The following is a 26,039-nucleotide window of genomic DNA, read 5'->3' on the forward strand; positions in this document are numbered from 1 at the left end:
TAAGGTTTTGAGATGAAAGAATTTTATAATGAAATGAGTGTAAAGAGCCAAAACGGCTTGGAATTTTTTAAAGATTTTGTCTTTGAGCTTGGGATTTCGTGCATTGAAGAGCGCGAGGGCGAGTTTATCGTGCGCGATGAGGATAGCTTAGAAATGGTGAAATTCGCGCTAATCGAATTTAAAGAAGCCTTGCAAAAATCCACAGGGGCGCAAATTTCGCTAGAAATCGAAATTTCGCAAAAGAAAAATCAAGATTGGATAAACGAGTATAAAAAGGGCGTCGAGCCGATTGAGGTGGGTAAATTTTATGTCCGCCCTAGCTGGTGTGAGAGCAGGGCGGGGCTAATCGATATTTTAATCGATCCAGCGCTTGCCTTTGGCTCAGGGCACCACGAGAGCACAAATATGTGTTTGCAAATTTTAAGTGAGATTACCAAAGAGGGCGCAAAAGCCCTTGATGTGGGCTGTGGAAGCGGAATTTTAAGTATCGCAATGAAAAAGCTTGGCGCAAATGTCAGCGCGTGCGATACTGACGAGCAAGCCACTGATGCTAGCGTGCAAAATGCGCAAAAAAACGGCGTGAGCTTGGATAAAATTTGGACAGGAAGTATCGCAGGAGTGGGCGAAAAATATGATTTAGTCGTAGCAAACATAATCGCTGATGTGATTTTGATACTAGCCAGCGATCTAAAAAACGCGCTAAATCCTGGCGCGCACCTCGTGCTTTCTGGAATTTTAGAAAATTACAAAGATAGAATAAAATCTGCATTTTCGGATTTGCGCTTCGTGAAAATGGAGCAAAAAAACGAGTGGTGTAGCTTTGTTTATGAGAAAGGTGAAAATGAATAATCAAAATAACAAAAATCAACAAAACGGCGGAGGAAATTTTTTCAACAAAAATCCTATTGGTATGTTTGTGGTTTTTGCGCTGATTTTAATTGTAATTTTTAGGGCAATTAGCCCAAATGGTGGCGGTTTTGGCGAGGGTGCGACCCTTGGAAATTTAGGCGTAGGACAGACTAGAAATGTCAGCTACTCAGAGCTAAAATCACAGCTTAAAACAGCTCAAATTTCAATGGTTTCTATCGGCAAAACCACGATAAAAGCCCAAAGTGGCGATACAATGTATGTGGCTCAAAGGGTCGATGATAATGAGCTTGTGAGTATTTTAGAGAGCAGAAATATCCCTTATGGCGCATATAACGAAACAAATTTACTCACAGATTTGCTTTTTAGCTGGGTTTTACCGCTTGTGATTTTCTTTGGAATTTGGATGTTTTTGGCCAATCGCATGCAAAAAAATATGGGTAGCGGTATGCTAGGAATCGGCAGTTCGAAAAATTTAATGAGCGCAGAGAAGCCAAATGTCAAATTTAGCGATGTCGCTGGTGTCGAAGAGGCCAAAGAAGAGGTCAAAGAGATAGTCGATTTCCTCAAAAACCCTGAGCGATACATAAGCTTGGGAGCGAAAATCCCAAAAGGCGTCTTGCTTGTAGGTCCTCCTGGCACGGGTAAGACACTGCTTGCAAAGGCTGTCGCAGGAGAAGCAGATGTGCCGTTTTTTTCGATTTCGGCTTCTAGCTTTATAGAGATGTTTGTAGGCGTGGGCGCAAGTAGGGTTAGAGATTTGTTTGAAACAGCCAAAAAACAAGCACCCGCAATTGTTTTTATCGATGAGATTGACGCGATTGGAAAAAGTAGAAATTCAGGTGGAATCGGCGGCGGAAACGACGAGAGAGAGCAGACACTAAATCAACTTTTGGCAGAAATGGACGGCTTTGGCACAGAGTCTAGCCCAGTCATCGTCCTAGCAGCGACAAACCGCCCAGAGACGCTTGATGCTGCGCTTTTGCGCCCGGGTAGATTTGATAGGCAGGTTTTGGTCGATAGACCTGATTATGACGGCAGAATCGCGATTTTAAAGGTGCATATGAGAGATGTCAAATTTGCCCGTGATATCGATATCGAAGATATTGCGCGCCTTACCGTGGGCTTTGCGGGAGCGGATTTGGCAAATATCATAAACGAAGCCGCGCTTTTGGCAGGTCGAGAGGCGAAAAAAGAGGTTGAGCAAAAAGACCTGCTCGAAGCAATCGAGCGCGTGGCGATAGGATTAGAAAAAAAATCGCGCCGCGTAAATCCTGTGGAGAAAAAAATCGTCGCCTACCACGAGAGCGGTCATGCACTCATCGCCGAGCTTACCAAAGGCGCAATGCCAGTTAGCAAGGTTACGATTGTTCCGCGTGGGCTTGGCGCAGCTGGATATACGCTAAATTCGCCGTTTGAAAATAGATTTTTGCACCAAAGATATGAAATTTTCGCTGAAATTGATGTTTTACTCTCTGGGCGAGCTGCTGAGGAGGTCTTTTTAGGCGAGATTACAGACGGGGCTAGCAACGATTTACAGCGCGCGACTGATTGGCTAAAATTTATGGCGGCCAAGGTCGGTATGACAGACGAGCTAGGCTTAATCGTGCTTGAAAAACAGCAATATTCGTTTTTAAACGGCGGTCAGAGCATTAAGGATTACAGCGAGGAAACAGCGGTAAAAATCGACAACTATGTCCGCACGAAGCTCGATGAGCGCTACAAAGCTGTGAAAGAGACCTTGCGAGTTTATGCGCCTGCAATCGAGGAAATGGTAAAAACTCTGTATGAAAAAGAGACCGTCGCTGGCGAGGTTATCGTGGATATTATCGATAAATTTGAAAAAGAAAACAACTTGCCGACGCGTTTGGTGCGAAATTTAGCCAAAGAAAATTCAGAAGAAGAGGCGTAAAATGGAAGAAGAAAGAGGAAAATTAGTATATATTTTGCCAAATCTTTTCACCGCGGCTAGTATATTTTTGGCAATGCTAAGCATTTTTGCCTCGATAAACGGCCATTATGCTAGCGCGATAGCATATATTATTCTTTCTTTGATTTTTGACGGACTTGACGGGCGCGTGGCAAGGCTCACACACACGACAAGCAAATTTGGCGTAGAATTCGACAGCCTAGCCGATATAGTGGCGTTTGGCGTGGCGCCAGCGGTGCTGTTTTATTTCGTAATCGGCAAGGATTATGGGCAGGTTGGTACGCTAATTAGCGCGCTGTATGTGATTTTCGGCGCTGTGAGGCTAGCGAGATTTAATGTCACTGTGGGCACCTACGAGCCAAATGTTTTCATCGGTCTGCCGATCCCAACTGCGGCTATTACGATTGCTGTGTGGATTGGGATTTATCTTAAATACGAGGTTTCATCTGTGTGGGGTGGCGTATTTATCATCGGCATGGCGCTTTTATCGTTTTTAATGGTTAGTAATATCCGCTTCCCAAGCTTTAAAAAGATAAATTTAAAACGGCCAAATGCGATTAAAATTTTGGTTTTACTCATTGTGGTGTTTTTTTCGTGTCTGTATCTTTTCAAGCTTGAATTCCCTGCTTTTATCATTTTGCTATACATAGGATATGGGCTCGTGCGCGCGGGGCTAACGCTTATCGAGGTTAAATTTAACAAACAAAACAAAGAGAACTAAATAATAAAATTTATCAATTCCAACTAAATTTAAGCCTAAAATTGCTATAATCGCCAAATTTTATCAAATGAAAGGGTAGGTTATGGATAAAAATAAAATTATTATTTTTGATACGACATTGCGCGACGGCGAGCAAAGCCCGGGCGCTTCGATGAATACAGAAGAAAAAATCCGCCTTGCACTCCAATTAGAAAAACTCGGCGTCGATGTTATCGAGGCTGGGTTTGCGGCGGCTAGTCCTGGGGATTTCGACGCGATTAATCAAATCGCAAAGGCTACTAGCAAGATTAGGGTTTGTTCGCTATCTCGCGCGCTCGAAAACGATATCAAGGCCGCAGCGCAGGCTATCGCGCCAGCGAAATTTCAGCGCATACACACCTTCATCGCCACTAGCCCGATTCACATGGAATTTAAGCTAAAAATGAAGCCTGATGAGGTCATCAAACGCGCAGTTGCAGCTGTGCAATACGCGAAGACTTTCACAGATGATGTGGAGTTTAGCTGTGAGGATGCGTGCAGAAGCGATGTGGGCTTTATGAAGGAAATTTGTGAGGCGGTTATTGGCGTGGGCGCAACTACGATAAATTTACCAGACACCGTGGGATATCGCCTGCCAAATGAAATTTACGCTATTTTTAAACAAATGGTCGAATTTATAGATGGTAGAGCGATAGTATCGGCTCACAATCACAACGATTTAGGACTTGCCACAGCAAACACACTAGCGTGCATTGAAGCTGGCGCGCGCCAAGTCGAATGCACTATAAATGGCCTTGGCGAGAGAGCTGGAAATACTGCGCTCGAAGAGATTGCAATGGTCGTAAAAACCAGAAATGACCATTTCTCGCCACTTTATACAGATATAAATTTCAAAGAAATTTATCCATCAAGTCGTTTGGTCGCAAGTATCACAGGTATCGAACCGCAGCCAAATAAGGCAATCGTGGGCAAAAACGCCTTCGCACACGAAAGTGGAATCCATCAAGACGGCGTTTTAAAACACCGCGAAACTTACGAGATTATGAAGGCTGATGATATCGGGCTGGATAAAAACTCTCTCGTGCTTGGCAAACACAGCGGACGCCACGCTTTCAAGGACAAATTAATCTCCCTTGGCTACGAGTTAGATGACGAGCAATTGCAAGTAGCATTTGAGAAATTTAAAATTTTAGCCGATAGCAAAAAAGATGTCTATGACGAGGATTTAAGAGAGCTTGTAAATGACGAATTTATGGGTGCGAAAACCAAAGCTTACGAGATCGCGCTTCTTAGCTCAAATGGTTGCAACAAAGGCCATGCAAGCGCGGCTGTCACGCTAAATCACGATGAAATTTTGCTAAGCGATAGCGCGCTTGGAAATGGTGGGGTCGATGCGATTTTTAAAGCGATTGATCGCATAAGCAAGGTTAGTGGCGAGCTTAAAGATTATCAAGTCAAGGCCGTATCCAAAGGCAAAGATGCGCTAGCCAAAGTAACCGTTAAGGTCGAATTTGAGGGCACTGGCGCGATTATGGGGCATGGGCTCGATGTCGATACAATGCTAGCCTCAGCCAAGGCTTATGTCGGCGCACTAAATACATATTTAGCTTCGAAAAAATAAAATTCATAAAGTGGCGAAATTTGGGCGAATTTTGCCACTTTTTTAAACTAATTAAAAGCAAAATTTCACTAGAATACCGCACTCAAAATGTTCTTAGTAGGGGACAGATCCGAAAGGCGTTTTGAAATTTTATTTTGGAGACTTTTATGAAAAAAGTTTTGGTTTTACTTTTCGCGCTTTGTGGCGCAGCATTCGCAGGTGAGGAGCTTAGCGCTTATACTCAAATCGTATCATACTCAGCAATCGCTGTTGGTATCGTTCTTGGTTTTGCCGCTCTTGGTGGCGCTGTTGGTATGGGTAATGCAGCTAATGCAACAATCCTTGGTATCGCTCGCAACCCAAGCGTAGCTAGCAAACTATCAACTACAATGTATATTTCGCTAGCGATGATCGAAGCACAAGTTATCTATGCGCTTGTTATCGCATTTATCTTGCTTTTCGCTAATCCTTTTGTTACAGACGCTCTTACAAAAGCAGCTGCGTAATCACTCGCCCGCACCTTCGCGGGCTTTTTCATGCGACCATGGTGGAATTGGTAGACACGCTATCTTGAGGGGGTAGTGCGCTTCGCGTGTGCGAGTTCAAATCTCGCTGGTCGCACCATAAGTTTTATCCAAATTTACTATTTCAAATTCACCCATTAACGAAATTAAACAAAAATCACGCAAAAATAACATTTTTTCCAAATTTTAAGCAATATTATTTGTAAATGCTAGATAAATTCAAATTAAATTTATGTAACATTATATACAATTTTACAAACAATTTTTTTTGTTTTGAATTCTTTTTCGAGGAGGCAAAATGCTTTGGTTTTTCTTTTGTGTAGCGCTTCTGATTGGAGCGTTTTTTACATACGGAAAATTCGTAGAAAGTGTTTTTGGTGCCAGTGCTGAGCGCAAAACTCCTGTGCATGACATGGCCGATGGCGTGGATTATGTTAAAATGTCAGATTGGAAAATCTATCTGATCCAAATCCTAAACATCGCCGGTCTTGGACCTGTATTTGGTCCGATTATGGGTGCGCTTTATGGTCCTGTGGCTATGCTATGGATCGTCATCGGAACGATTGTAGCAGGTGCTGTGCATGACTACTTTTCTGGTATGTTAAGCGTGCGCGCAAACGGTGCTTCTATCCCTACTGTCGTAGGTGTGCAGTTAGGAAACTGGGCGAAACACTTCATGAACATTTTCGCTCTTGTATTGCTCGTGCTCGTTGGTGTTGTTTTTACAACTGGTCCTGCTGGCCTTCTTAAAGGCATTACAGGTATGGAAGCTGGTATTTGGGTAATCATCATTTTTGCTTACTACTTTATCGCGACACTATTTTCAATCGATAAAATTATCGGTAGATTTTATCCGATATTCGGTGCTTTGCTGATTTTCATGTCAGTTGGTCTTACTGTCGGATTTATCGTTAGTGGCAGAAGCTTCTATCCAGAGGGTCTAAATTTCTTCGTAAATATGGATCCAAAAGACCTTCCACTATGGCCATTGCTTTTCGTTACTATTAGTTGTGGTGCGCTTTCAGGCTTCCACGCTACACAATCACCGCTTATGGCTAGATGTATCCAAAACGAAAAATCAGGTAGAATGGTTTTCTACGGCGCAATGATTGGCGAGGGTATTATTGGTCTTATTTGGTGCACACTTGGTCTAAGCTTCTATGAGACCAGAGAGGCTCTTGCAGCAGCTGGTAACCCAGCACAAGTAGTCCATGAGATCTCAAAAACACTTCTTGGACCTGTTGGTGGTATCATTGCGGTTCTTGGTGTCGTGATTTTGCCTATCACATCTGGTGATACTGCGTTCCGTGCGGCTCGTTTGATTATCGCTGATTTTTTCAAAATGCCACAAAGAGATATCGTAAAACGACTTTTCATTGCCGTTCCGCTATTTGCTATCGGTATCGGTCTATCTCAAATCGACTTTGGTATCATTTGGAGATATTTTGGTTGGGCGAACCAAACAACTGCGACTATCATGCTATGGGCAGCGTCAGCCTACCTATACCGCAGAGGTAAATTCTTCTGGGTTACTTTGATCCCAGCAATCTTTATGTCAAATGTCGTAATCGCTTACCTTGTAAATGCGAAAATCGGCTTTAACATGCCTATGACTATCGCGACAGCGGCTGGTATCATCGGCACTATCGTTATCTTGCTACTATTTTTCAAACTCAAAAAAGTTAGCGAAGAATAATCCATAAGGGGCAAATTTTGCCCCTTTTTTAAATTTTAAAATTTTAAATTCTATCCATTTTTTAAATTTGTTCCACTGCGCGAGTGAAATCTGCCAAATCGAAGCTTTGTATTAAAATTTGAGCGTTTTTGTAGCTAAATAGTATCCTACCATACCTCTACGGTCGAATACACTCTCGCAAGTCGCGGTAAAATGCTAATCCCAGCACTTGAATCGCTCTATCTCTGGGCGCAAACGCAAATGAAGAGCGAGTGAAATTTAGGCTAAATTTGCAAATTTAGCCTATCTAAATTTTTCCCAAATTTTAGATAATCCATAATTAATTTATCAAATTTATCCCTTGTTGATTTCGGCGAAAGTATTACAAAATCAGGAAACCAACGCCTTGCTAGTGGCATTAGCATATCATCGCTACTTATGGTAAATTCGACCACTCGCCATGAATTTTCTAAAATTTCATCGGTGATTTTTTGTGAAGCAAAAAATGTCTTTTTCTCGAAAAATTTAACCACTTTTGGCGAGATAGCCACTCGCACCACAAAGGGCTCGGCTCTGTATCCGTCAAAAAATGTTTCTAAATTTTGTATAAAATTTTCTGTGTATTTGTCGGTATAAAAAGTGTTTTTAAGCAACCTAATCTCATCTATAAAATTTACTCTTAAAACCTCGAAACCGCTGTTTTTATCGCACTCTCTAAGCGTTGCGACAGACCAATTTCCCTTTGAATAAATAAGCTTTAAAATTTTTACATTTTTTAAATTTTCATTGTCATATTTTAAATTTGTATATTTTTTAAATTTAATCGCTTGTTGAAGTTTGGCAAAAATATCTAAATTCGGAGTTTTTTCGTGTGGTGAGCCTTTTATTAAAAAAATTTCGCTTAGCTCTTTTTCGAGTTTTTCATCGACTTTTTTGTGCGCAGAAGGCAAAAATTTACTAAATCCGGGATTTATGATATGGAGCAAATCGATGAGTTTTTCGCTTTCGTTTTGGTATTTGTTGGGGCTGATAAAGGTTTTGAAAAATTCTGTATTTTTGCAGATATAGCTTCCTTTGGCGAGTTTTGCGATAAATTCTTCGCCAAAAATCTCTCGCAGATCTTTTACATATCTTCTGGCTGTGCGGGTTGAAATGCCTGTTTGTATGGCATAATCCTCGATGATTATCTCTTTTCCGCTAACGAAATCTTTAAGCAATTCCAAAATTTCAAAAACTTTTTTATTTGCCATGAAAATCCAAATTTAAAAATTAAAAAGAGCGGAAAAATCCGCTCTTTTATTTTACCATAAACCTAGAACTTTCCACCAAATTCCGCCTATTACCGTCCAAATAAACAGATTTATCAGCGTTGTGATAAAGCCTAGCCTCCACCACTCGTTTTGGGTGTTGTAACCTGCACCAAAGATTATCGGTCCAGGAGCACCGCCGTAGTGGGTGATTGGCATCATGAGATTGCTTGCATAAGCAAACACAAGCGCTACGAAAACAGCAGGAGCTCCCGCTGCGATAGCAACTGCACCAAAAGCCGCATACATCGCAGTAATGTGAGCAGTTAAACTAGCAAATAAATAGTGCGAATAAACATAGATTAAAAGCAAAATTCCCATTATCAAAATCCAGTTTATATCGCCCATACCGCCTGCGACGGTATCCGAAAACCACTTGATAAAGCCAAGTTTATTTAAACCGCCTGCAAGTGCGATTAGCGCACCCATCCACATTAGCGTATCCCATGCGCCTTTTTCGCCGATGACATCGTTCCACTCTAAAATTTTTAGAGCAACCATAACACAAACCGCTATCATACCGACATTGGTCGCATTTATGCCTGTTAAGCTTCCGGTTGCCCATAAAAGCAATGAGCCGATAAAAACGCCTAGCATACATTTTTCACTTTTTTGCATAGGTCCGATTTTTGCAAGTTCAGCTTTTGCGATTTCTTTGCCTTGTGGAAACGCCTTTATCTCAGGCGGATAAATTTTATAAAGCACAAAGGGGATTATTATAAGCGAACAAATCGCAGGAACAATCGCACCAAGCGCCCACAATGTCCAGCTAATTTCCACACCAAATGAGCTTAACGCTAAGCTTGCAATCAGCGGGTTTCCTGCCATAGAGGTTAGAAACATACCATTTGTAATGGTGTTTCCTTGCCAAAGCGTTTGCATAAAATATGCTCCTGCCTTTTTTCTGCTTCCCTCATCAGGCTCAGAACCTAACGCCTTAGCTAACGAATTTACGATAGGAAATAAAATTCCACCAGCCCTAGCACCGCTACTTGGCATAGCAGGGCTGATAACCGCATCACTTATGACGATGGAGTAACCTAGCTTTAAGGTGCTATCTCCCAAAAGCGAGATGATTTTATAAGCAATGCGCCTACCAAGCCCTGTTTTAATAAATCCGCGCGCTATCATATACGCGCTTACGATTAACCAAATAGTCGAATTCCCAAAACCAGCTAATGCTTCTGCTGGTTTCATTGTTTTGGTTAAAATCGTAATCGTAACACCGATAAAGGCAACCGCTCCGATTGGAAGTGGTTGCAAGATAAGACCTAAAATCGTCGCAAAAACTATGGCAAAAAGATGCCATGCTTGATCACTCACAGCCTCAGGGTGCGGACAAAACCATATAAGTACCCCGATAACAATGACTAGAATTCCTTTTGTAAGCTTATTCATAGCTTATCCTTTTTAAATTTATCCGAAGTATTTTTTACTATCTTCGATAACTCTATCTACAAAAGTAGCACTCAATCCGACATATTTTTCAGGTTGCATGATTTCTTCTAAATCTGCTCTTGTGAAATATTTACTAACCTCTTCGCGCTCTAAAAGATCGTCGATTACTGGTTTGCCGTCTGTGAAGGCTTTCATACAAACTTCATAAACGATTTCGTGCGCGCTTAGGCGACCAAGCTTTTCGCCTAGGTGTAGCATTACGGCTTCGCTTAGCATTGCGCCTTTTAGTGCATTAAGATTTCTTTTCATATTTTGTGGATAAACAAGTAAATTTTCTAAAATATCGTTGATTTTTTCAAGCGCACCTGCGATTAAAATAGAGCTTTTTGGAATTGCGTCCCACTCGACCGCCTCGCAACCCCAGTCGCGCTCGTTTTCGCACTCCATAGCCTCTACCATTAAAGGTGCTTGTGCGCGGACAATTTTAGTTAGAGCGATTACGCCTTCGCAAACTTGCGGATTTCGTTTATGTGGCATAGTAGAGCTTCCTACTTTTCCCATGAAAAACGGCTCTTCAACCTCGCAAATTTCAGTTCTTTGAAGACTTAAAATTTCTCTTGCGATGCGTCCGATTGTCCCTGCGATTATCGCTAGCGTAGATACATACTCAGCCATGTGATCTCTGCTTGGGTGCCATGAAATCACAGGGATATTTAAGCCCAAATCCTCCATCATAAGTTTTTGCATTTCTAAGCCTTTGCCCTCTTGGCTCGCCATAGTGCCAACCGCTCCGCTTAATTGACCAACTAAAACTCTTGGAGTAATTTCTTTTAATCTATCAAGGCTTCTGCGAATCTCTTGTGCCCACATTGCAGTTTTAAAACCAAATGTAATAGGCAAAGCGTGTATTACATGCGTTCTACCAGCCATAACTGTGTTTTTGTGCTCGGCTGAAATTCTCAATGCCTCTTTGTAGGTTTTTTCTAAAAGTTTTTTGATAAGCGGTAAGGCTTCTTTGATTTGCAAAACCATACCATTATCCATAATATCTTGGCTTGTTGCACCCCAATGCACAAATTCGCCACTATCGTCGTCGAAGACCTTTTTAAATTCTTTTAGCAAAGGAACGATTGTGATAGAGCTTTTGTAGTTTTCACCTATCGCGTCTAAATCCAAAAGCTCGGCTTTGGCAAATTTTGTGATTTGCTCGGCGCGTCTTGGCTCGATAATGCCTAGTTTTGCTTGCGCTCTTGCAAGAGCAGCTTCGGTATCTAGCCATTTTTGCGCTTTGTTTTCGTCGCTGAAAATCTTTCTCATCTCTTCGCTGACGAACATAACTCTAAAAACTCTACTATCTACTACACCTGATGCCATTTTGCACTCCTTAAAAAGAAATTTATTTTTCTAATTTTCTTGGCAAAATTTTACTGAATAAAAATGTCAGAAATTGTCCGTTTGGATTTTAAAAAATTTGGATTGTCGAAATTTTAATTAAAAAAAGTGCGCTGTTTTGGGAATTTTCTGAAATTTGGCTAAATTTGATTTATTTAAATTTAAGCCCAAATTTAGGGAATAATTTTAAAAATAGTGTCAAAATTTGTCCGTTTAAATTTAAAAAAGGCAAATTTTTATTTGGCTAAATTTTAGCGAATTTTACCAGCTTTGGATTTGCGATTTTTTGGTAATCTTTCGCGTCTAAAATCACCGAGTGATCGAGCAAGCCTGCGTTAAATGCGATTTCGTCATATCGCTCAAAAAGCGCAGGGTCGCAGACCAAAACTAGCTTTTCATGGAAGCTAAACGGCGGCACAGAGCCAAAAACGCAATCACTTAGCTCCAAGCCCTCTGCTGGCGATACTAGCGAAGCGCGGTTTCGCTCAAACACCCTTGCTAGCGCGCTAAGGTCTGCTTGCATATCGGCTGGAAGCACGGCTAGGGCATAGATTTTTTCTCCGCCACCTTTTAAGGTGCAAATTAGCGCCTTTGCGCCCTGTCCAAGCTCAGTGCCTCTTGCTTTGGCAACCTCTGCGCTAGTGCCTACGCTATCGTGAGTTACGACGCGAAATTTTGCTCCGTTAGCCTCTAAAATTTCAACGATTTTATTAAAAATTTTCTCGCTCATTTTCAATCCTTTTTAAATTTTAAAAGCTCAATTTTACCAAAATTTCATAGAGTTTTTGATACTATCGCACGCAAAATTTTAAAGGAAAAATATGAATTATGATGTGATAGTTATAGGCGGAGGACACGCTGGAATCGAGGCTGCGCTAGCAAGCGCGAAAATGGGCGTGCGCACACTTTTGATTACGATTTTGGTTGAGCAATTAGGCGCCGCAAGCTGTAATCCTGCAATCGGAGGCCTAGCTAAGGGGCATTTGGTCAAAGAACTCGACGCTCTTGGGGGTCAAATGGGGCGCACCACCGATGAGTGCGGGATCCAATTTCGCATACTAAACGAGAGCAAAGGCCCGGCTGTGCGTGGTTCGCGCGCGCAAATCGATATGGATAAATACCGCATTTATATGCGAAATTTGCTTTTAAACACGCCAAATTTGGAGCTCACGCAAGAGATCGCAACCGAAATTTTAAGCGAAAATCGTGGTGATGAAATCATCGTGCGAGGCGTGAAAACCCACCTTGGCAACGAATACACCGCCAAAAAGGTCGTCATCACCACAGGCACATTTTTAAACGGCCTTGTGCATGTGGGCGAAAGCACCATAGAAGCGGGGCGCGTGGGCGAATTACCATCGAAAAATCTCTCAAATTCGCTCAAATCTTTCGGGCTAAAAATGGGCAGGCTCAAAACCGGCACCTGCCCTAGAATTGACGCAAAAACAATCGATTTTAGCGTCTTAGAGCGTCAAGACGGCGACGAAAATCCAAAGCCATTTAGCTTCCGCACCGAAAATTTCGCGCCAAATCAGCTTCCATGCTACATTGCCTACACAAACGAAAAAACTCACGAGATAATCAGCTCAAATTTCGCCCGCGCGCCGATGTTTACTGGGCAAATTTCAAGCACGGGACCAAGGTATTGCCCTAGCATAGAAACCAAAATTTACGAATTCCCAGATCGCGAACGCCACCATGTCTTCGTCGAGCCCCAGACTGCGCAGGCTAGCGAGTATTATGTCAATGGACTTTCGACTTCGCTGCCTTACGATGTGCAAGTGGGCTTTATCCGCTCGATTAAGGGCTTTGAAAACGCCAAAATCGTGCGCCCAGGATACGCTATCGAATACGACTATGTCGATCCAACTGAGCTCAAACACTCTTTGGAGTGCAAAAAGGTCTCGGGGCTGTATCTTGGCGGGCAGATTAATGGCACCACAGGCTACGAGGAGGCTGGGGCGCAGGGGCTTATGGCAGGCATTAACGCAGGCCTTGCCGTACGCGCCAAAGAGCCGCTAATCTTGCGCCGTGATGAGGCCTACATCGGCGTGCTAATTGATGACTTGGTCACCAAAGGCACGAAAGAGCCATATAGAATGTTCACTTCGCGCGCCGAGTTTAGGCTACTTTTGCGCGAGGATAACGCGATTTTGCGCCTTGGCAAATATGGCCACGAAATAGGGCTGATTGATGATGAAATTTATAGCAAAATTTGCAAGATTGAGGGCGAAACGAGGGCTGGCGTGGAGTTTTTAGAGGCCAAAGAACTCACGCCAAACAAGGCAAATTTGGCGTTTTTAGCAGAACTTGGCGAAGAGGCGATAAGCCAAAATGTAAGCTTGCAAAAAATCGTAGCCAGAAAGAGCTTTACAAAAGAGAAATTAAAGTCGCTTGATTCGATTTTTGCGGGATTTTGCGATGAGAGTTTGGAGCAAATTTTAGTCGAGTGCAAATACAAACACTACATCGCCGAACAGCGCGCCAGTATCGATAAAATGAAGGATATGCTAAGTGTGAAAATCCCTGAGGACTTCGATTTTCGCGCGGTTAGCGGGCTTAGCAATGAAGTGGTCGAAAAGCTAGAAAAATTCGCCCCGCCGACGCTGTTTGCTGCAAGCGAGATTTCAGGTGTAACACCTGCCGCGATTGATATTTTGCACATTTATATCAAAATGCGCGGGAAAAAATAAAGGAAATGCGAAGCATTTCCGAAAAATTAAATCAGCTAAATTTAAAGCGAAGCTTTAAATTTAGCCACTTCTAAGGTTTTACAGGGGTGGGGGTTGGTAAGGGGGAGGGTAGCGTCTCCTAAAAAGCGCGCCCTCCCCCTTACAAGAAAAGCAAAATTTCGCCTAAAATTTAAAAAAATCGTTCAATGCTAAATTTTAGATTGAATTTTGAATTTAAATTTTTCTGGATTGCTTCGAAAACTTCGTTTTCTCGCAATGACAGCAAATTTAGCGTAAGGAATTTTAAAGTCGTAGATTGCTTCACTTTCTGCGAAAGCTCGCAATGACAGATTTAACAAATTTGCCTGTCATTGTCATTGCGAGTAAATTTCGGGGCAGTGTTTGGGGGTTGCGCTAGCGAAATGCGAAATTTTAAAATTTCAAATTTACCAAATTTAAAATTTATAAAATTTTTTGTGCTTAAATTCCGCGATTAAACAAATTTAAGGACAAAATTTTGAAACACTACAAAGGTTTTGGCAAGCAAATTTTGCTAATGATTATCTTTAATGCCGTTTATAGTGGCGCTGGAATCGCGATTTTGGCGTTTATCAACAAATATTTGCTAGGCGAGGGCGAGAAAACGACCTCGCTGATTTTTATGTTTTTTGGGCTTTTGGTGCTGTTTTTGGCTCTATCAGTCGCTTCACGCGCCGTGCTTTGCGTGATTGAGAATAACTTCGTCTTCAACCTGCGCTCAAAGGTCATCAAACAGATAATCGATACGAAATTTGAGCGCATTGAGGCCGCGTCAAAGGCGAATTTGCTGGCGTCGCTAAGCTCTGATATTTCGCGCCTGACTGACGGATTTATGCGCATTAGCGAGCTAATCCAGGGCGGTATGACGGTCGTGTTCGCTGGAATTTACACGATTTACATTTCGCCGAAAATGTTTTTGTTTTTGTTCGTCTGGATCGGCGCGCTGATGATTTTAAACCAGTTAATCATGCGCAAAGTAATGCAAAATTTCGACGCTTACCGCAAAAACGAGGACGAGCTTTACAAGAACTATTCTAAGGCGATTGAGGGGCACAAGGAGCTTTCGCTAAACATAAAAAAAGCGCGCTATCTTTACGAAAACGAGTTTATCCCAAACGCAAACAATCTGCGCCAAACCTCGCTAAAAGCGCAGGTTTATCAGGCATTTGCGGGGAATTTTATGAGCGTGATGATGCTAGGCGCTGTGGGTGTGGTGCTGTTTTGGGGGCTAAATGGTGGCGCGCAGGCCCTCGCAAACGCCGTAACAATCGCGCTTACGATACTATTTTTGCGCGCGCCACTAATGATGCTCGTTTTCTCTTTCCCAAGCATTTTGCGCGCCAAAATCGCTTACCAAAAAATCGAGGAATTAGGGCTAGATCCGCATGTGGCGGGATTTGAAATCCAAAATTTGCCTGCGTGGGAAAAACTCGAATTAAAAAATGTAAGCTTTACCTATAAAAACGGCAAATTTGGCGTGAAAAACCTAAATTTAGCCATAAATTCGGGCGAGGTCGTGTTTTTAGTCGGCGAAAACGGCAGCGGCAAATCGACGCTTTTTATGATTTTATCAGGACTTTACGGCGCGCAAGCTGGCGAAATACGCGCCGATGAGCGCGCTATTAGTGCAGATGAGCTTCGCGCGTATAGCAACAACATAAGTGCGGTTTTTAGCGATTTTTATCTGTTTGATTATATCGTGGGCGATGAAAATACTGCGCGCGAGTGGCTCGAAATCATGGAAATTTCGCAAAAGGTCAGTATCGAAGGGGGCAAATTTAGCACCACAAATCTCTCCGCAGGTCAGCGCAAACGCCTAGCACTCGCGGCTGCGCTAAGCGAGGGGCGCAAATTTATCATGCTTGATGAGTGGGCAGCAGATCAAGACCCGCACTTTCGCGCGCACTTTTACGAGTGCATAATCCCAAGGCTCAAAGAGCGCGGATACACGATATTTGCGATAAGCCACGATGATAAATATTTCGGTGTGGCGGATAAAATTTATAAAATGAGCGGGGGCGAAATTTCGCAAATTCGCTGAAATTTCGCTATAAATTTTGTCGGATTAATTTTTCTTTGATAAAAATTTAATTTTAATTTACAAAATTTAGATTATACTTCACACGCAATTTAACTGAAAGGATCGAAAATGAAAAAAGTTTTCATCGCATGTGCTGCATTGGCGGCAATTAGTTCAAGTGCTTTTGCTGCTGACGGAGAGGCGCTATTCAAAAAATGCGCAGCATGCCACGGCGCAAACGCTGACAAACCTTACCTAGGCGGTAAAGTTCCAGCGCTAAACACACTTGCAAAGGACGATATTATCGCTAGTGTCAAAGGCTACAAAGAAGGCACTGTCGGTGACGGCGGTAAGGGCAAATACGGCATGGCTGGCGTAATGAAAGGCCAAGTCGCAACACTAGATGACGAGTCAATCGCAGCATTGGCTGATTTCATCGAAAGCAAAAAATAATCCCCCTTTTTAATCAATTCTAGCCTGGCGCGTCCCCCTTGCGTCAGGCTTTTTTAATTTAATCAAATTTATAATCCTTGAAATTTCGAAATTTGGAGCTTTTATGAGCGATTTAAATTTTATAAACGAGATGAAAAACAAGGCTATCGCTGGTGAGTGTTTAAACAAAAATGAAGCGTTAAATTTAGCCAAAACTAGCGATTTGGACGCACTTTTGAGTGCAGCAAATGAGATTAGGCAAATTTGCTGTGGCGATGAGTTTAATTTTTGCTCGATTATAAATGCGCGTTCTGGCAAATGCTCGGAAGATTGCAAATATTGCGCTCAGTCTGCGCATTTTAAAACAGGTTGCGAAACCTACTCGCTTTTGAACCCTGTGCCCGTTTTGCAAATGGCACAGCAAAACGAAAAGGCAAAAGTTCATCGCTTTTCGCTCGTTGCCAGTGGTCGTGGGATAAGCGAAAACGACAAAGATATGCCAAAAATCGAGCAAATTTATCGTGCGCTAAGAGAGCAGACGAATTTACACCTTTGCGCTTCGTTTGGAATCGCTTCAAAAGAAGCCTTGCAAAAGCTTAAAGATAGTGGCGTGAAAACCTATCATCATAATTTAGAGACTTCACGCAGGTTTTATCCGCGAATTTGCACCACGCATAGCTATGATGATAGAGTGCAAACTATCAAAAACTGCCACGCTGTCGGGCTTGATGTGTGTAGCGGCGGGATTTTTGGGCTTGGCGAGAGCGTGGAAGATCGCATAGATATGGCGTTTGAGTTGCGAGAACTTGGCGTAAGCTCCGTGCCGATAAACATTTTAATGCCGATTTCAGGCACTCCGCTTCAAAACAGTGCGCCGCTTAGCGAAGAAGAAATTTTACGCTCAATCGCCGTGTATCGATTTATTTTACCACGCGTTTATCTGCGTTTTGCAGGTGGGCGCGTAAAGCTTGGTAAGAGTATCGAAAAAGCGCTAAATTCCGGCGTAAATTCGGCGATTACGGGAGATTTTCTTACCACCACCGGAGATAGCATAAGTGGCGATATGGCGCTTGTTTCTGCGCTTGGGTTTAGGATATAAATTTGCGAATTTAAGCTGTTTTTTGTAAAATTTCGCAAAAATTTTGGAGAAAAAATGTTTAACGGACTAATCAGAGAAATCGCCGAAGTCGTTAGTTTTAGCGGAAATTCGCTTCGAATTCGCGCTAAATTTCGCCCTGAGCATATCGGCGATAGTATCGCTATAAACGGCGCGTGTTTGAGCGTAACGCAAATTTTAGCTGACGGCTTTGTCGTGGAGATTTCGAGCGAAACGGCTAGTTTAATCGCAACGCAAAATTTTAAGGGCAGAGTGCATATTGAACCTGCTATGCGACTTGGGGATCGCATTGACGGGCATTTGGTTCAGGGTCATATCGACGGCGTGGGCGAAATCACAAAAATCACAAAGCTAAAAAGCGGATATGATTTTTTTATAAATTTGCCAAAAAATTTAATGCCATTTGTCGCAAACAAAGGCTCGGTCGCAATCGACGGCGTTAGCCTTACCATAAACGAAGTCTTGCCTAACGCAATTCGCCTAACCATAATCCCGCAAACTATGAAAGATACGCTATTTGGCGAGTTTAAAACGGGGCGAAAGGTAAATGTCGAAACCGATCTGCTCGCAAGATACGCAGCGCGAATTTTGGGCTTTGTGGGTGAGAAAAAAGAGAGTTTGTCGTGGGATCAGGTGAATTTGATTTCAAGCCTTTACTAAATGCCTTTAAATTCGGCTTTACCGATAAATTTGGTTTAGCTAACGCAATTTTTAAGGATACTGCGCCGAAAAATTTGAACGGCGAAAATTTGGGTAAATTTGGTGAATTTAACCTTGCTTTTCATGTTGGCGATGAATTTGAAAATGTGCTAAAAAATCGTTTTAAACTGGCAAATTTGCTGGGTTTGCCTTTGCGAAATTTAATCTTTATGAACCAAATCCATAGCGATAAAATTTGCGTTGTAGATGAAAAATTTATGGCTGAATTTGGGGCGAAATTTGATAAATTCTTTGAATTTGGCAAATTTAAAAGTGAAAATTTGCAAAGCGAATTTGTGAAAATTTTCCCTGAGTGCGATGCAATGATTACGAATTTGCGTGGCGTGGGACTTTGCGTAATGGTGGCGGATTGTTCGCCGGTGCTACTTTTTGATGAAAAATGCGGTGCTGTGGGCGTGGCTCATGCTGGGCGAAATGGAGTAATGCAAAAAATCGTAACCAAAACAGCGCATAAAATGAGTGAAATTTACGACACGAAAATTTGCGATTTAAGTGTGATTGTGGGAGCAAATATAAGGGGCGAGTGCTACGAAGTAAGCGATTTGGACCTTGGCGAATTTAATGCCTTTAAGCGTGGAAATAAATTTGATATGAATTTGGCGTTAAAAGCTGAATTTACTGAGCTTGGCATAAAGAAATTCAAATTTAGCAAATTTTGCACTCACTGCGAAAATCATCTTTACTCATATCGCCGAGACGGCGTAACAGGGCGTTTTTGTGGGTTTGTGATGGTTAAATAAAATTTTCTAATCAATGTCTTTTAAAATATCGCTCATTTTTACATTTAAAGCTTTTGAAATTTTATAAATATGTTCTAAATTAAAGTGTTTGCCGTAGCGATTGTTTTCGCAATTTGAATAAAATGCAACCGATTTTATGCCGATTTCAAGTGCCAAATCAAGCTGTGAAATCCCATTTTGTTCTCGCAAATTTCGCACATTTTGTGATACTTTTTTATAAAATTCTAAAATTTCTTCATCGTTAGCATTGCTAAATTCTTTTTCCATTTTTATCCCATAGGTTAATTTGGGTTTAAATTTAGCAATGCTATAATTCTTATTCTATATCCTATGGGATAAAAATAAAAAGGTGTATTTATGAAAAAGATATTTTTTTTAATAAGTTCTTGTATTGTTTTAGTTATAAATAGTTGGTCGTATGAAATAAATGGTATGTATGCAGAGCTTGTCGATTGTAGATATGAAACTAATGGAAATACCACTGGCTATTTTGGGTATTATCGTGGCAGTGATAACAGAATTTATGTTATGTTTTTTGCTAACAATTATTGTGAATATTGAGATAAGGAATAGCTATGATAGTGCTTTGGATTATAGCTTTGCTATTGGCGATACCAACATACGGAATTTCAATTATAGTAGCTCTTGTGATTACTTTTTTTATTTCTACAAATGATGATATTTCGGCACAAAGCCAAAGAGATAATTATTATGTTGATAAAGAAATAGATTATATGTCTAGGCAAATAGCACAAGCATATAGGGGGTTTTTGAAAAAACCTTCTAGGTTTAGCGATATGGAGATAGCGGATTTAATATTAGAATATCAAGCTAAAATGATACAAAAAATTCATAATATCGGATTACCGCAGAAAGAAATTGAGCTTTTGTTATCAGTTCAATCAACTTATATTGTGTCAAATTTTTACGAAAATTATGATTATTTTAAAGCACAACAATTAGCAGAAAAATATTTGCGGGATTGGTATATAGATTTAAGAAATAAAGGTTATCAAATATCTTAATAAGGAAATATTGTGAAAACTTTTTTTATGATAGTTGGCGGAATAGTTTTAGTAATTGGAATAATTATAGCAATAATGGCATTACGAAGCACAGACCATATGGGGCGTAATTTGGCAGAAAATGAAATAGCTTGTGGGAGTAATCCTATAACAGAAAAGGGGTGGGTTGTTATAGGTTTTATAAGGCTTATTGCTTTTGCTATTATTATAATATTTACAATAATTTTAGGAATAATGATTTTTTAGTGTAATGTAGTATCGTATGGTAGGTATCCTTGCTCACCAAAAAATATGCAATTTTTTTCTATTGTCATTGCGAGAAGCGAAGCGACGAAGCAATCCAGTGAATTACGAGCAATTTTGCAATTTAAAAAACGCCTTACGGCGTTGCTGGATTGCTTCGAATTTGCTACGCAAATTCTCGCAATGACAAATAATCTAAAATTCAAACATAAATTTAGCTTAATTTTATAAATTTTTCAGTATAATCCAAGTTTCATTTCACACGCATTTATCCTTATTTAGTTGCAAATTTGGCAAGTTGTGAAAGCAAATTTCACGCCCAAAAAGCCCTAAATTTGCTAAAAAATGCGGAGGAATAAACTAAATTTCGGGCTAGTCCCACAAGGAGAAAACTCATGGTTACAATGAGAGATTTATTAGAATGTGGCGTTCATTTTGGTCACCAAACACGCCGCTGGAACCCAAAAATGAAGAAATTCATTTTCGGCGAGAGAAAAGGTATCTATATCATAGATTTGCAAAAAACTATCCGCTACTTCCGCTACACTTACAATGTGGTTCGCGACGCAGCAGCTGAGGGCAAAACAGTGCTTTTTGTCGGCACTAAAAAACAAGCAGGTGCGACTTTGCGTGAATACGCTGAAAAATGCGGAATGCCATTTGTAAATCATCGCTGGTTAGGCGGTATGCTAACAAATTTCAGCACTATCAAACAATCAATCCGCAAACTAGAAGTCATCGAAGCTATGGAAGAAGACGGCTCAATCAACCTTCTAACAAAAAAAGAAGCCCTAATGCTACGCCGCAAAAAAGAGAAATTAGAGCAATATTTAGGCGGAATTCGCAATATGAAAAGCTTGCCTGATATGATTTTCGTCATCGATGTAGTAAAAGAAAAAATCGCCGTAGCAGAAGCAAATAGACTAAAAATCCCTGTTGTAGCTCCACTAGATACAAACTGCGACCCAGATGTTGTAGATTTCCCAATTCCGGGTAATGATGACGCTATCCGCTCGGTTCAACTTTTCTGCCAAGAAATGGCTGAGGCTATCAACGAAGGAAAAGCTTTAAGAGATCAAGACGGCGAAGTAAGCGAAGAAAAAGCAGAAGTAAGCCAAGAAGAAAAAGATGAAATCGTAGAAGAAGCGATGAGCGAAGAAGATTTCGAAACAGCAGAGGACGCAGAATAATGGAAATTTCAGCACAAATGGTAAAAGAGCTTCGTGAAAGCACTGGCGCAGGTATGATGGACTGCAAAAAAGCATTAGTTGAAACAAACGGCGACATGGAAAAAGCCGTAGATTTGTTGCGCGAAAAAGGTCTTGGCAAAGCTGCGAAAAAAGCAGATCGCTTAGCTAGCGAAGGTCTAGTATGTGTCGAAGTAAATGGCAATGCTGCAACAATCAGCGAGGTAAATTCAGAAACTGACTTCGTCGCAAGAAACCAAAATTTCATTGATTTGGTTAAAAATATCACGGTTCATGTCCAAAAAAATAGCATTGAAACAGTAGAAGCGCTAAATGAGAGCGTAATCGACGGCGTGAAATTCGAAGATCACCTAAAAACTCAAATCGCAACAATCGGCGAAAATTTGGTTGTTCGTAGATTTGAAACTATCAAAGCTGGCGCAAACGGCGTAGTCCAAGGATACTTGCACTCAAACAGCCGTGTGGGCGTCATCATCGCAGCAGCTTGCGATAGCGAAAAAACTGCCGAAGGCGCAAAAGATCTAATCCGCAACCTTTGTATGCACGCAGCAGCTATGAAACCAAGCGTGATTAGCTACAAGGATTTGGATAAAGAATTTATCGAAAAAGAATTCGCAGCACTTGTGGGCGAGTTAGAAAAAGACAACGAAGAGAGAGTAAGACTAGGCAAACCTTTGCACAAAATCCCAGTATATGGCTCACGCGCTCAAATCACTGATGAAGTTTTGGCGACTGAGACTGAGAATTTAAAAGCAGAACTTAAAAAACAAAACAAACCTGAGCAAATTTGGGACAAGATTATCCCGGGTCAAATCGATAGATTTATCGCTGATAACACTCAAATCGATCAAAGACTTACGCTTATGGGACAATTTTTCGTAATGGACGATAAAAAAACTATCGAGCAAGTAGTGGCTGAGACAGCTGAGAAACTCGGTGGCAAAATCGAAATCGTAAAATATGTCCGCTTCGAAGTAGGCGAGGGCTTAGAGAAAAAAGTCGATGACTTCGCAGCAGAAGTCGCAGCACAAATCGGCTAAAAATGACACTTTTAAAGGGCGTTAATCTTACTCATGCGTATGATTATACGCTCTTTAACGATATAAATATCACAATAAATTCAAATTCTACTAGCGCCATTTTGGGCGTGAGTGGTTGCGGTAAATCCACACTTTTGCACATTTTATGCACACTTTTAAAGCCAAATTCGGGCGAAGTTTTTTACAATGACACAAATTTATACTCGCTAAGCGCGGACGAACGGCTTAAAATTCGCAGACATGATTTTGGCATAATTTTTCAATCACACTACCTTTTTAAGGGTTTTTCTGTCAAAGAAAATATCGAACTTGCAGCTAAGCTTACAAATAACAAAATTGATTATGAAATTTTAGAAAAACTAAAAATTACTGGGACACTATCCCAAAATATCGGCGAGCTTAGCGGTGGTCAGCAGCAACGCGTCAGTATCGCTAGGGTGCTAAACAAACGCCCACGCATTATTTTTGCCGATGAACCAACTGGAAATTTGGACAAAAACACCGCTAATGAGGTCATGGAGGTGATATTTGATTATATCGCCAAAAATGACGGCGCACTCGTGCTTGTTACCCACGATGAAAGCTTAGCTGGCAAATGTTCGTCAATTTATCGCCTAAATAATCAAAATTTAGCTAAAATATAAGCAATCACTAACCAAAATTATCCTAAAATAGGGAAATTTTTTTTCAAAAAGGCTAAAAATGAAAATTTTACTTGATAGCACAAATGAACAAGTTGCAAAAGTAGTTAATATTTGTTGCGAACGCACACACTCTGATTTAGCGCAATATAGCATGGACGAACAAGATTATGATTTGGTAATAAAAGATTATAGTGAAGAGGATAGCATTTCTCATTTTGATGTCGATAAAACCCTGTTTTTGATCTCCAAAGACGATATTATCGTGGGTGCAACACACACGCTGACTAAGCCATTTGCGCCTGCTGAATTGATTAAATTTATTAGCGGATTTTCATCGGCAAAACCAAATCCTGAGATAAAATCAAAAATGGCACAAGAATTCGCCGATGTCAGCTCGATGATGAAAGAGATCGAGTCAATCGATGAAAATGGCGACAAGGGCGCTGATATGGGAATCGGCCTAGCGCCAATCAATGATAGCGCAGACGAGGAAACAAAAGCTGAAAACCCTGCACCAAAACCAAAATCAGCCCTAAATATCGATGCTGGCGATACAATCTCTCTTGCTACTAGCGCAGAAGCTAGCGATGAGGCGCAAAACGAAGTAAAATCTGAACCTGCAAAAAATGAGCCTTTTAATATCGAAATTCCTGATAATTTAGATGATTTGGTTTTAGAACTTGCTCCTAGCGAGCCAGAGGCTAAACCAAGCGATGATAGTGTTAGCGAGCCTGCAAACGAGGCCGAAACTACCGCAGAAGCTAGCGTAGAGCCAGCTAGCGAGGTAGCTTCTGAAAGCAGCGAAGCTAGCCAAAGCGAGGCTAGCACGCAAAATTTCGAAAGCCTTTTAGATGATTTTTATAACTCTGACGATGATGTTCCGCTATCTGCATTAGCTGAAAATATCGATGATGACACACCGCTTTCTGCTATGCTAGATAATGTAAATGACGATGTCCCGCTATCTGCATTGGCCGAAAATATCGATGATGATACGCCGTTAAGTGAAATTTCACTTGATGATCTTGACGATGATAAACCTTTAAGCGCGTTAGCAGATGAAATTTCGCTAGATGATATTGATGATGACATGCCGCTAAGTGCTGTTATGGATCAAATTTCAGACGATATGCCACTTAGCGAGATTGCGCAAAATAACGAGCCAGAAGAGGCACAAGATGAGCAAAAAGAAGAAGCCAAAGAAGAACCAAAAGAGCAGAGCGACGACTCATCTGATAGTGATTTTGGTTCGATGTTTTCTTCGATGTTTGATAATGCTAGTGATGATGAGCCAAAGGATAAAGCAGAGGGTGAAAAAGAGAGTGAAGCTCCAATCGCGCTAGCTAGCGACACAGAAATTCCTTTGGCAAATGTTTCGTTAGAGCCAGCATTTGAGAGTGTAGAGCATGGCGAGGACGAGGCAAAGGCTGAGCCAGAAACCCAAATTTTACAAGATGAGACCCCAGATGAGGACGATGAGGAAACTGGCGATGATGATTTGCTTTTTGATAATATTTTAGCCCTTGAAAAAGATAAAAAAGTCGCTTCCGAGCCTGTTAAAGCGGCAGCGCAAGATGAGAAAAAAGATGAAAAACCAAATTTTGATGATTTGGATTTACCGCAAGTCGCAAGTGGCGTAGAGCTACCTGATATCAAACCAGCTGTCGATGTCAGTGTCGAGCCGACCGCTCAAAGTGAAGTTCCTGCGCATGTCGCACCAAAAACTCGCGATGAAGTTAATCGAATTTTAGAGCAAGAGCGCAGATTTTTGAGCGTTGATGAGCTAAAAGAGCAGTTACGCTACGATTTAGAGGCAAATATCGCTAGTGTGTTGGAGCAATTCTCTGGCGAGGAAAACATACAAGAAGCACTTAAAGACCTTAGAATCAATATCAATATCTCATTTGAGGATAAATAATTGCTAGGTAAAATTTTACTAGTTTCAGGTCCAAGCGGCAGCGGTAAGAGCACCCTTATAAAGAGACTTATCGCTGAGTTTGGCACAGATGAGATATATTTTTCTATCAGTTCTACCACAAGAGATATGCGAGATGGCGAAAAAGATGGCGTGAATTACCATTTCATCAGCAAAGACGAATTCAAAGCCGGCATAGAAAATGACGAATTTTTAGAGTGGGCGCTCGTGCATGGCAACTACTACGGCACATCGTTAAAAGCCGTGCGAGAGGCGCTAAATTTGGGCAAAATTGTGATTTTTGATATCGATGTGCAAGGTTTTGAAATCGTTCGCCAAAAAATAAGCAAAAACGAGCTTACTACGGTTTTCGTAACCACTCCGAGCCCAGCAGAGCTAGAAAAGCGTCTGCTAGCACGGGCAGATACAGCCTCTGGCGATATCGCCACTCGTTTGCAAAACGCAAAAGACGAGATAAAATATCTCGCGCAATACGATTATTTCGTAATCAACGACGAGCTAGAAAGCGCGTATTTAAATTTTAAATCAATCTACAAAACAATCAGATTAGAAACCGCTAGATGCGATATTTCAGCGGTTATGAAATCTTGGAAATAAGGAGAGACAATGGGCGTTAGCGTTCAACAATTGCTAATTATTTTGGCTATTATAGTGTTGCTTTTCGGAGCAAAAAAAATCCCTGAGCTTGCAAAGGGCGTAGGCAAGGGTATCAAGTCGTTTAAAAAAGAGATGGAAGACGACCCAAAGCTTGAAGAGAGCGTGAAAAAAGAGAGCGAAACTACCAAAGCTGACGAATCTCAAAAGGCTTAG

Annotated in this window: 27 protein-coding genes and 1 tRNA gene; 23 read left to right on the forward strand and 5 right to left on the reverse strand. The window is 41.3% G+C overall.

What is annotated here, in order from left to right; translation table 11 throughout:
- Positions 1-12: 12 nt before the first annotated feature.
- The 8 genes from OFO10_RS03590 to OFO10_RS08280 all read left to right on the forward strand — a co-directional run bounded on the left by OFO10_RS03590 (position 13) and on the right by OFO10_RS08280 (position 7,572).
- Positions 13-849: a 50S ribosomal protein L11 methyltransferase gene (locus OFO10_RS03590; RefSeq protein WP_270866114.1), complete on the forward strand. Its 837-nt coding sequence runs from the start codon at positions 13-15 to the stop codon at positions 847-849.
- On the forward strand, positions 842-2,779 hold the full coding sequence (gene ftsH, locus OFO10_RS03595; RefSeq protein ID WP_270866115.1) for an ATP-dependent zinc metalloprotease FtsH: 1,938 nt from the start codon (positions 842-844) through the stop codon (positions 2,777-2,779). The genes OFO10_RS03590 and ftsH overlap by 8 nt, the downstream gene beginning before the upstream one ends.
- Before the next feature lies 1 nt (position 2,780).
- Positions 2,781-3,518 (forward strand): CDP-diacylglycerol--serine O-phosphatidyltransferase, encoded by a 738-nt coding sequence (gene pssA / locus OFO10_RS03600; protein ID WP_270866116.1) that lies wholly within the window; start codon positions 2,781-2,783, stop codon positions 3,516-3,518.
- An 82-nt stretch (positions 3,519-3,600) separates the two neighbouring features.
- Positions 3,601-5,118: a 2-isopropylmalate synthase gene (locus OFO10_RS03605; RefSeq protein WP_270866117.1), complete on the forward strand. Its 1,518-nt coding sequence runs from the start codon at positions 3,601-3,603 to the stop codon at positions 5,116-5,118.
- A 146-nt stretch (positions 5,119-5,264) separates the two neighbouring features.
- On the forward strand, positions 5,265-5,603 hold the full coding sequence (gene atpE / locus OFO10_RS03610; RefSeq protein WP_270859398.1) for an ATP synthase F0 subunit C: 339 nt from the start codon (positions 5,265-5,267) through the stop codon (positions 5,601-5,603).
- 32 nt (positions 5,604-5,635) lie between these two features.
- Positions 5,636-5,721: transfer RNA gene (locus OFO10_RS03615), tRNA-Leu, on the forward strand.
- A 198-nt stretch (positions 5,722-5,919) separates the two neighbouring features.
- Entirely contained in the window at positions 5,920-7,317 is a 1,398-nt protein-coding gene (locus OFO10_RS03620) for a carbon starvation CstA family protein (RefSeq protein WP_270861920.1), read from the forward strand.
- Positions 7,318-7,455: 138 nt separating this feature from the next.
- Positions 7,456-7,572: a winged helix-turn-helix transcriptional regulator gene (locus OFO10_RS08280; RefSeq protein ID WP_442867984.1), complete on the forward strand. Its 117-nt coding sequence runs from the start codon at positions 7,456-7,458 to the stop codon at positions 7,570-7,572.
- 8 nt (positions 7,573-7,580) lie between these two features.
- On the opposite strand, the gene OFO10_RS03625 is transcribed toward OFO10_RS08280, so the two are convergent.
- The 4 genes from OFO10_RS03625 to OFO10_RS03640 form a co-directional block, all read right to left on the reverse strand.
- Entirely contained in the window at positions 7,581-8,546 is a 966-nt protein-coding gene (locus OFO10_RS03625; protein ID WP_270866118.1) for a helix-turn-helix transcriptional regulator, read from the reverse strand.
- A gap of 51 nt (positions 8,547-8,597) precedes the next feature.
- A complete protein-coding gene (locus OFO10_RS03630; RefSeq protein ID WP_270866119.1) occupies positions 8,598-10,001 on the reverse strand; it encodes an anion permease in 1,404 nt (467 codons plus the stop codon).
- 18 nt (positions 10,002-10,019) lie between these two features.
- Positions 10,020-11,375, reverse strand: coding sequence for an adenylosuccinate lyase (gene purB, locus OFO10_RS03635; protein ID WP_270866120.1), 1,356 nt, complete (start codon positions 11,373-11,375; stop codon positions 10,020-10,022).
- Positions 11,376-11,637: 262 nt separating this feature from the next.
- On the reverse strand, positions 11,638-12,123 hold the full coding sequence (locus OFO10_RS03640) for a YbaK/EbsC family protein (RefSeq protein ID WP_270866121.1): 486 nt from the start codon (positions 12,121-12,123) through the stop codon (positions 11,638-11,640).
- Positions 12,124-12,214: 91 nt separating this feature from the next.
- Between OFO10_RS03640 and mnmG the strand changes: the two genes are divergently transcribed.
- The 6 genes from mnmG to OFO10_RS03670 all read left to right on the forward strand — a co-directional run bounded on the left by mnmG (position 12,215) and on the right by OFO10_RS03670 (position 19,133).
- Positions 12,215-14,086, forward strand: a complete 1,872-nt coding sequence (gene mnmG / locus OFO10_RS03645; protein WP_270866122.1) for a tRNA uridine-5-carboxymethylaminomethyl(34) synthesis enzyme MnmG — start codon at positions 12,215-12,217, stop codon at positions 14,084-14,086.
- Positions 14,087-14,582: 496 nt separating this feature from the next.
- Positions 14,583-16,145, forward strand: a complete 1,563-nt coding sequence (locus tag OFO10_RS03650) for a cyclic peptide export ABC transporter (protein ID WP_270866123.1) — start codon at positions 14,583-14,585, stop codon at positions 16,143-16,145.
- 108 nt (positions 16,146-16,253) lie between these two features.
- A complete protein-coding gene (locus OFO10_RS03655) occupies positions 16,254-16,577 on the forward strand; it encodes a c-type cytochrome (RefSeq protein ID WP_270859129.1) in 324 nt (107 codons plus the stop codon).
- 103 nt (positions 16,578-16,680) lie between these two features.
- The gene (gene bioB, locus OFO10_RS03660; protein WP_270866124.1) at positions 16,681-17,655 is read left to right on the forward strand and encodes a biotin synthase BioB; all 975 of its coding nucleotides are present in this window, start codon (positions 16,681-16,683) and stop codon (positions 17,653-17,655) included.
- A gap of 54 nt (positions 17,656-17,709) precedes the next feature.
- Entirely contained in the window at positions 17,710-18,333 is a 624-nt protein-coding gene (locus OFO10_RS03665) for a riboflavin synthase (protein ID WP_270866125.1), read from the forward strand.
- Positions 18,297-19,133, forward strand: a complete 837-nt coding sequence (locus tag OFO10_RS03670) for a polyphenol oxidase family protein (protein WP_270866126.1) — start codon at positions 18,297-18,299, stop codon at positions 19,131-19,133. Before OFO10_RS03665 ends, OFO10_RS03670 begins: the two co-directional genes overlap by 37 nt.
- Positions 19,134-19,139: 6 nt before the next feature.
- Here OFO10_RS03670 and OFO10_RS03675 read toward each other — a convergent pair whose 3' ends face one another.
- Positions 19,140-19,400 carry a helix-turn-helix domain-containing protein gene (locus tag OFO10_RS03675; protein ID WP_270866127.1) on the reverse strand — a complete coding sequence of 87 codons (261 nt, stop codon included), beginning with the start codon at positions 19,398-19,400 and terminating at the stop codon, positions 19,140-19,142.
- Between the two features lie 90 nt (positions 19,401-19,490).
- Here OFO10_RS03675 and OFO10_RS03680 point away from each other — a divergent pair, with 90 nt between their 5' ends.
- The 9 genes from OFO10_RS03680 to OFO10_RS03720 all read left to right on the forward strand — a co-directional run bounded on the left by OFO10_RS03680 (position 19,491) and on the right by OFO10_RS03720 (position 26,039).
- A complete protein-coding gene (locus OFO10_RS03680) occupies positions 19,491-19,694 on the forward strand; it encodes a hypothetical protein (RefSeq protein WP_270866128.1) in 204 nt (67 codons plus the stop codon).
- 14 nt (positions 19,695-19,708) lie between these two features.
- Positions 19,709-20,158 (forward strand): hypothetical protein, encoded by a 450-nt coding sequence (locus tag OFO10_RS03685; protein WP_270866129.1) that lies wholly within the window; start codon positions 19,709-19,711, stop codon positions 20,156-20,158.
- A gap of 12 nt (positions 20,159-20,170) precedes the next feature.
- Entirely contained in the window at positions 20,171-20,404 is a 234-nt protein-coding gene (locus OFO10_RS03690; protein WP_270866130.1) for a hypothetical protein, read from the forward strand.
- Positions 20,405-20,796: 392 nt separating this feature from the next.
- Positions 20,797-21,591, forward strand: a complete 795-nt coding sequence (gene rpsB, locus OFO10_RS03695; RefSeq protein ID WP_270860623.1) for a 30S ribosomal protein S2 — start codon at positions 20,797-20,799, stop codon at positions 21,589-21,591.
- Positions 21,591-22,649, forward strand: coding sequence for a translation elongation factor Ts (tsf, locus tag OFO10_RS03700; RefSeq protein WP_270866131.1), 1,059 nt, complete (start codon positions 21,591-21,593; stop codon positions 22,647-22,649). Before rpsB ends, tsf begins: the two co-directional genes overlap by 1 nt.
- Before the next feature lie 2 nt (positions 22,650-22,651).
- Positions 22,652-23,293, forward strand: coding sequence for an ABC transporter ATP-binding protein (locus tag OFO10_RS03705; protein ID WP_270861911.1), 642 nt, complete (start codon positions 22,652-22,654; stop codon positions 23,291-23,293).
- Positions 23,294-23,351: 58 nt separating this feature from the next.
- The gene (locus OFO10_RS03710) at positions 23,352-25,211 is read left to right on the forward strand and encodes a hypothetical protein (protein WP_270866132.1); all 1,860 of its coding nucleotides are present in this window, start codon (positions 23,352-23,354) and stop codon (positions 25,209-25,211) included.
- Positions 25,212-25,826, forward strand: coding sequence for a guanylate kinase (gmk, locus tag OFO10_RS03715; protein WP_270861909.1), 615 nt, complete (start codon positions 25,212-25,214; stop codon positions 25,824-25,826).
- A gap of 9 nt (positions 25,827-25,835) precedes the next feature.
- Positions 25,836-26,039 (forward strand): twin-arginine translocase TatA/TatE family subunit, encoded by a 204-nt coding sequence (locus OFO10_RS03720; protein ID WP_270859118.1) that lies wholly within the window; start codon positions 25,836-25,838, stop codon positions 26,037-26,039.

The sequence above is a fragment of the Campylobacter sp. VBCF_06 NA8 genome (assembly GCF_027737825.1).
GTDB lineage: Bacteria > Campylobacterota > Campylobacteria > Campylobacterales > Campylobacteraceae > Campylobacter_B.

Coding starts and splice junctions, on each gene's coding strand:
- OFO10_RS03590 (WP_270866114.1), top strand. CDS start 13: ATGAAAGAATTTTATAATGAAATGAGTGTAAAGAGCCAAAACGGCTTG.
- ftsH (WP_270866115.1), top strand. CDS start 842: ATGAATAATCAAAATAACAAAAATCAACAAAACGGCGGAGGAAATTTT.
- pssA (WP_270866116.1), top strand. CDS start 2,781: ATGGAAGAAGAAAGAGGAAAATTAGTATATATTTTGCCAAATCTTTTC.
- OFO10_RS03605 (WP_270866117.1), top strand. CDS start 3,601: ATGGATAAAAATAAAATTATTATTTTTGATACGACATTGCGCGACGGC.
- atpE (WP_270859398.1), top strand. CDS start 5,265: ATGAAAAAAGTTTTGGTTTTACTTTTCGCGCTTTGTGGCGCAGCATTC.
- OFO10_RS03620 (WP_270861920.1), top strand. CDS start 5,920: ATGCTTTGGTTTTTCTTTTGTGTAGCGCTTCTGATTGGAGCGTTTTTT.
- OFO10_RS03625 (WP_270866118.1), bottom strand. CDS start 8,546: ATGGCAAATAAAAAAGTTTTTGAAATTTTGGAATTGCTTAAAGATTTC.
- OFO10_RS03630 (WP_270866119.1), bottom strand. CDS start 10,001: ATGAATAAGCTTACAAAAGGAATTCTAGTCATTGTTATCGGGGTACTT.
- purB (WP_270866120.1), bottom strand. CDS start 11,375: ATGGCATCAGGTGTAGTAGATAGTAGAGTTTTTAGAGTTATGTTCGTC.
- OFO10_RS03640 (WP_270866121.1), bottom strand. CDS start 12,123: ATGAGCGAGAAAATTTTTAATAAAATCGTTGAAATTTTAGAGGCTAAC.
- mnmG (WP_270866122.1), top strand. CDS start 12,215: ATGAATTATGATGTGATAGTTATAGGCGGAGGACACGCTGGAATCGAG.
- OFO10_RS03655 (WP_270859129.1), top strand. CDS start 16,254: ATGAAAAAAGTTTTCATCGCATGTGCTGCATTGGCGGCAATTAGTTCA.
- bioB (WP_270866124.1), top strand. CDS start 16,681: ATGAGCGATTTAAATTTTATAAACGAGATGAAAAACAAGGCTATCGCT.
- OFO10_RS03665 (WP_270866125.1), top strand. CDS start 17,710: ATGTTTAACGGACTAATCAGAGAAATCGCCGAAGTCGTTAGTTTTAGC.
- OFO10_RS03675 (WP_270866127.1), bottom strand. CDS start 19,400: ATGGAAAAAGAATTTAGCAATGCTAACGATGAAGAAATTTTAGAATTT.
- OFO10_RS03680 (WP_270866128.1), top strand. CDS start 19,491: ATGAAAAAGATATTTTTTTTAATAAGTTCTTGTATTGTTTTAGTTATA.
- OFO10_RS03685 (WP_270866129.1), top strand. CDS start 19,709: ATGATAGTGCTTTGGATTATAGCTTTGCTATTGGCGATACCAACATAC.
- rpsB (WP_270860623.1), top strand. CDS start 20,797: ATGGTTACAATGAGAGATTTATTAGAATGTGGCGTTCATTTTGGTCAC.
- tsf (WP_270866131.1), top strand. CDS start 21,591: ATGGAAATTTCAGCACAAATGGTAAAAGAGCTTCGTGAAAGCACTGGC.
- OFO10_RS03705 (WP_270861911.1), top strand. CDS start 22,652: ATGACACTTTTAAAGGGCGTTAATCTTACTCATGCGTATGATTATACG.
- OFO10_RS03710 (WP_270866132.1), top strand. CDS start 23,352: ATGAAAATTTTACTTGATAGCACAAATGAACAAGTTGCAAAAGTAGTT.
- OFO10_RS03720 (WP_270859118.1), top strand. CDS start 25,836: ATGGGCGTTAGCGTTCAACAATTGCTAATTATTTTGGCTATTATAGTG.